The 4,377-nt window shown below is 59.4% G+C and carries 8 protein-coding genes; all 8 read left to right on the top strand.

What is annotated here, in order from left to right; all coding sequences use genetic code 11:
* Positions 1 to 687: radical SAM protein (locus QZL71_RS03070; protein ID WP_294647700.1), on the top strand; the 687-nt coding region annotated here is incomplete at its 5' end.
* Positions 653 to 1,615, top strand: coding sequence for a uridine kinase family protein (locus QZL71_RS03065; RefSeq protein WP_097778148.1), 963 nt, complete (start codon positions 653 to 655; stop codon positions 1,613 to 1,615). The genes QZL71_RS03070 and QZL71_RS03065, both read left to right, overlap by 35 nt.
* Positions 1,616 to 1,784: 169 nt before the next feature.
* Complete coding sequence (locus tag QZL71_RS03060; protein WP_294647698.1) at positions 1,785 to 2,192, top strand: zinc ribbon domain-containing protein; 408 nt, start codon at positions 1,785 to 1,787, stop codon at positions 2,190 to 2,192.
* Positions 2,193 to 2,353: 161 nt separating this feature from the next.
* Complete coding sequence (locus QZL71_RS03055) at positions 2,354 to 3,064, top strand: MazG family protein (RefSeq protein ID WP_294647696.1); 711 nt, start codon at positions 2,354 to 2,356, stop codon at positions 3,062 to 3,064.
* Between the two features lie 54 nt (positions 3,065 to 3,118).
* Positions 3,119 to 3,388 carry an HU family DNA-binding protein gene (locus QZL71_RS03050; protein WP_005940126.1) on the top strand — a complete coding sequence of 90 codons (270 nt, stop codon included), beginning with the start codon at positions 3,119 to 3,121 and terminating at the stop codon, positions 3,386 to 3,388.
* Between the two features lie 70 nt (positions 3,389 to 3,458).
* Positions 3,459 to 3,716: an RNA-binding S4 domain-containing protein gene (locus tag QZL71_RS03045; protein WP_005940129.1), complete on the top strand. Its 258-nt coding sequence runs from the start codon at positions 3,459 to 3,461 to the stop codon at positions 3,714 to 3,716.
* A 48-nt stretch (positions 3,717 to 3,764) separates the two neighbouring features.
* The gene (locus QZL71_RS03040; protein ID WP_005940132.1) at positions 3,765 to 4,049 is read left to right on the top strand and encodes a YabP/YqfC family sporulation protein; all 285 of its coding nucleotides are present in this window, start codon (positions 3,765 to 3,767) and stop codon (positions 4,047 to 4,049) included.
* A partial coding sequence (locus tag QZL71_RS03035; RefSeq protein ID WP_294647695.1) for a hypothetical protein occupies positions 4,046 to 4,377 on the top strand: 332 nt, incomplete at its 3' end. The genes QZL71_RS03040 and QZL71_RS03035, both read left to right, overlap by 4 nt.

Raw genomic sequence — 4,377 nt, 5'->3', positions numbered from 1 at the left:
TGTACGGACGCGGAAAAGCTGGCGGTCATCAAGGAATACGGCGCTACCCGCATCTCCATCAACCCGCAGACCTTCTCGGACGAGGTGCTGGCGGGCATTGGGCGCAAGCACTCGGCGCAGGACATTCTGGACTGCTATGCCGAAGCGCGCAAGGCCGGTCATGATGATATCAACATGGACCTGATCGCCGGCCTGCCCGGCGACACGGTGGAAAGTTTTGAGCGCAGCCTGCGGCAGGCCATCGCGCTGGACCCGGAGAACATCACCGTGCACACCCTCACCCTCAAGCGCGCTTCCCGCATCGTCATTGAGGACCAGAAGGAGAACGACTACGCCGACGTCGCCGCCATGCTGGAAAAGTGCCGTTTGCTGGCAGAAGCGGGCTACCGGCCCTACTACCTCTACCGCCAGAAGAATACTCTGCAGAACCTGGAGAACGTGGGCTGGTGCAAGCCGGGCCACGAGGGATATTACAACATCTATATCATGGAGGAAGTCCAGACCATCCTCTCCGCCGGTGCAGGCGGCAGCACCAAGCTGGTGGCCGACGGCGGAAAACGGATGCAGCGCATTTTCAATTTTAAGTATCCGAACGAATATATCCAGCGTTTTGCGGAGGTGCTGGAACGCAAAAAAGGAGTGGCTGATTTTTATGATCACGATTTGGGTACCCAAACGTCTGGTTGAGATCGATCTGTACAATGTGGCAGCCCGCAGCCCGCAGGCACTTGCCGACCTGAGTGAGCAGAGCTATGCCCAAAGGGTAGATTACGCCGCCCAGAAAGTGCAGCTTTCCGGCGCAAAAATCGTCATGCTCACCGGCCCGTCGGCCAGCGGCAAGACCACCAGCGCCCACTGCATTGCAAAGGCTCTGCAAAAGCGCGGGACCCCGGCGCAGGTGGTCAGTCTGGATAATTTCTTCAAAGGCGCAGAGTTCTATCCGCGCCTGCCGGACGGCACGCTGGACTACGAGAACCCCGATACGCTGGATCTGCCTCTCATCAAGCAGTGCCTGCGGGAACTGAGCGAGACGGGCAAGACCGTGCTGCCCATCTACGATTTCTCTGCCGAAAAGCGCTCGGCAGAGGTGGAGCCCATCGACCTGCAGGGCGGTGTATGCATCGTGGAGGGCATCCATGCGCTGAACCCGGAGCTGACCGGCCTTGTAAAGGGCGACGACATCTACCGCATCTATGCAGGCCTGCGGGAGGAATACTGCATCGATGGCCGCCGCGTCATCAACACGCAGGATATCCGCCTGTGCCGCCGCACCCTGCGGGACGCTGCAGCGCGCGGCCGCAGCCCGGAAAAGACCCTTGCCATGTGGGACCGCGTGCTGGACGGTGAGACGCGGTATATCAAGGGCTTCAAGACCACGGCAGACTTTTTGCTGGATACCTCCTTTACCTACGAGCTGGGCCTGATCTCCAAGCTGCTGGGCGTGGTGCGCCGTCAGTTCACGCTGGAAGGCCACAACGCAGAGCTGTGGGACGAGACAGCCCGCCGCTTTGAGCATGTGGCACCGCTGGAGCTGGAGCTGCTGCCGGAGGACAGCATGCTGCGGGAATTCTACGGCGGCGCAGCCGACCGCAGGGCACAGAATGCCGATGTGTGAAATTATCGTGTGAATTTAGGCCGAATGCGAAAAAATTGTTTCCAAACCGGCACCAAACTGTAAAAAATGCGGTCCGTTCATTGCAAACGAGCGGCCTGTGCGCTATAATGGAGATAACATCCGCACATGGCCCACGATAAACAGGCCGATAGTAAGAGAGGTGTCTTTTATGGATTTCAACAAGATCAAGGAAATGGGTCTGGAATATGCCGAAAAAGGCAAGAACGCTGCGCTGGACCTGGCCGAAAAGGGCAAGACTCAGGCTTTGATCGTAAATGAGCAGGGCAAGCTGCTCAAGGCACAGCGCCAGTTGGGCGCACTGGTGTACAGTCTGGCCAAGGGCAAGGAAGAAAACCAGCCGCTGGTGGATAAGTATATCGAGATGATCGATAACATCGAGCAGGAGATCGCCCGCCTGAAAGCATCCCTGACCCCGGCGGAAGTTGCCGAGGCGGAATATGTGGTGCACGAGGAAGTTCCTGCTGACCAACCGGAAGAGCACAAAGCCTGCCCGCAGTGCGGTGCTCCCGTCTCGGACGATGCACTGTTCTGCAACAAGTGCGGTGCACAGCTGTAATAAAACGGTTCAGCAACAGGGCGGCGCTCCCCACAGGGCACCGTCCTGTTTTTGCGAGCGGAAAATGCAGGCGAAATGCGGGAAATTTGCGCACTTTGTCTTGCAAAACTGCATGAGATGCGATACAATATACAGTATCTTTTACAAGGCAGGTGAGCGCTGTGCTGGACTGGCAGCCAAAGGCACCCTATACGGCAGAGCAGCTGCTGGAAATTCTGCGTATCCTGCGGGACCCGGAGAACGGCTGTCCGTGGGATAAGGTACAGACCCATGCTTCCATCCGGAAGAACTTTCTGGAAGAGACCTGCGAAGCGCTGGAGGCCATTGATGCTGACGATCCGCAGTTGATGCAGGAAGAGCTGGGCGATGTGCTGATGCAGGTGGCGTTCCACGCGGTGATCGAAGAAGAGCGCGGGCGCTTTACTTTTGAGGATGTCTGCCGTGAGGTGTGCGAGAAGCTGGTGTTCCGGCATCCGAACATCTTTGCGTCCTCGGCGGCACAAAATGCGGGTATAAACGGCTGGGATGCGCTCAAAAATAAGGAAAAGGGCCGCACCACTCTGGCCGATGAGCTGGGCACAGTGCCGGTTACGCTGCCTGCTTTGATGCGTGCCCAGAAGCTGCAGAAGCGTGCCGACCGCTGCGGGGCAGAGCAGTCTGCGCCGGAAACGGCACGGCAGGCTTTGCAGGCAGCACTGGACGGCTGGAACCGGGAACAGGACGCACAGGCGGCGGGAGAACTGCTGTTTGCTGCGACCAATGCCATGCGGCTGGCTGGTGTGGACGCGGAGGAAGCGCTGACCTTTGCATCCAAGCGCTATTGTGCAGAACTGCTGGCGCAGAAAGAACAAAGCGGTACTCAGGTCGAGTGACCTGCTCCGATAGAGAAAAAAGAACACCAAGTAACAAATCTGGAGGGTATTTTTATGACGAAGACCGATCTGATCGCACAGGTTGCTGCGAACACTGAGATGAGCAAGAAGAGCGCTGAGCAGGCTGTCAATGCTGTGTTTGAAGCACTGAGCAAGGCCATGTCTGAGGGCGAAAAGATCACCATTTCCGGCTTTGGCACCTTTGAGATGCGTGAGCGCGCCGAGCGTCAGGGCATCAACCCCCGCACCCGTGAGCCGATCACCATTGCCGCTTCCCGCAGCATCGTGTTCAAGCCCGGCAAGTCCCTGAAGGACACCCTGTAAGCTGTATCTGCTTTGCCGCCGCTGCCTGCAAGAGGGTGCGGCGGCTTTTTTTGTGACAGGAGGAAGAACCATGCGTCTGGATAAATATTTGAAAGTTTCGCGTCTGATCAAGCGCCGCACCGTGGCAAACGAGGTGGCCGATGCAGGCCGCATCCTCATCAACGGCAAGATCGCCAAGGCCAGTCAGGCCGTCAAGGCGGGCGATATCATCGAGGTGACCTTCGGCAACCGGCCCATCAAGGTAAAGGTGCTCTCGGATGTGGAGCCGCGCACCAAGGATGTGGCCCGCGAGATGTACGAGATCATTGCAGAGGGCGAGCAGGCATAAAAGCCCCGGTCCGGTGCATAGGATGCACCAGAAAAGGGGAGACGAACCATGCCGGAAAAAACACCCAGAGACCCGCAGCCCGCGCCGCACGATCTGATCTTGGAAAGCCGCGCCCGCCTGACGGTGACCGGTGTGCAGAAGGTACTGCACTGCAATGCCGACAGCGCTGCCATGGAAACGGGCAAGGGCACGCTGCATCTGACCGGGGCGCAGCTGAACATGGCGGCGCTGGATCTGGAGACCGGGGAGGCGAAGTTCACCGGCCGCATCGACACGCTGGAATATACGGCCAGCGCACCGGCGGGCGGTTTTCTGCGCCGCCTGCTGCGATGATCCCGGTACTGCCGCCTGCAGCCCTTGGGCAGGAGATCGCTGCCTGCACGGTGCTGGGAGCCAGTATCGGCGCACTGCGGGCTGTATTCCCGGCCAGAGGGCGTGCAGCTTTTGTGCCGGATCTGGTGTGGATGGGTGCTGTGCTGGCTGCTGTGCAGAGCTACGCAGCAGGGCAGAGCAGTGCCGGTGTTCTGCGCTGGTACATGGCTGCGGCAGCCTTTGCCGGTGCCGGTGCAGCAGCCTTTGTGCTGGGTGCACCGCTGCGTGCAGCGGGAGGCGTTTTACAGCGCCGGGTGCTCCGGCCGGCAGAGCGGCGGCGCGCCCGGCG

The organism is uncultured Faecalibacterium sp., assembly GCF_900066275.1.
Lineage (GTDB): Bacteria > Bacillota > Clostridia > Oscillospirales > Ruminococcaceae > Faecalibacterium > Faecalibacterium taiwanense.
This window is presented reverse-complemented; position numbering and strand designations above follow the sequence as displayed.

Bases quoted from the DNA above. Each gene is read 5' to 3' on its own strand.
- QZL71_RS03065 (WP_097778148.1), top strand. From the start codon at position 653: ATGATCACGATTTGGGTACCCAAACGTCTGGTTGAGATCGATCTGTAC.
- QZL71_RS03060 (WP_294647698.1), top strand. From the start codon at position 1,785: ATGGATTTCAACAAGATCAAGGAAATGGGTCTGGAATATGCCGAAAAA.
- QZL71_RS03050 (WP_005940126.1), top strand. From the start codon at position 3,119: ATGACGAAGACCGATCTGATCGCACAGGTTGCTGCGAACACTGAGATG.
- QZL71_RS03045 (WP_005940129.1), top strand. From the start codon at position 3,459: ATGCGTCTGGATAAATATTTGAAAGTTTCGCGTCTGATCAAGCGCCGC.
- QZL71_RS03040 (WP_005940132.1), top strand. From the start codon at position 3,765: ATGCCGGAAAAAACACCCAGAGACCCGCAGCCCGCGCCGCACGATCTG.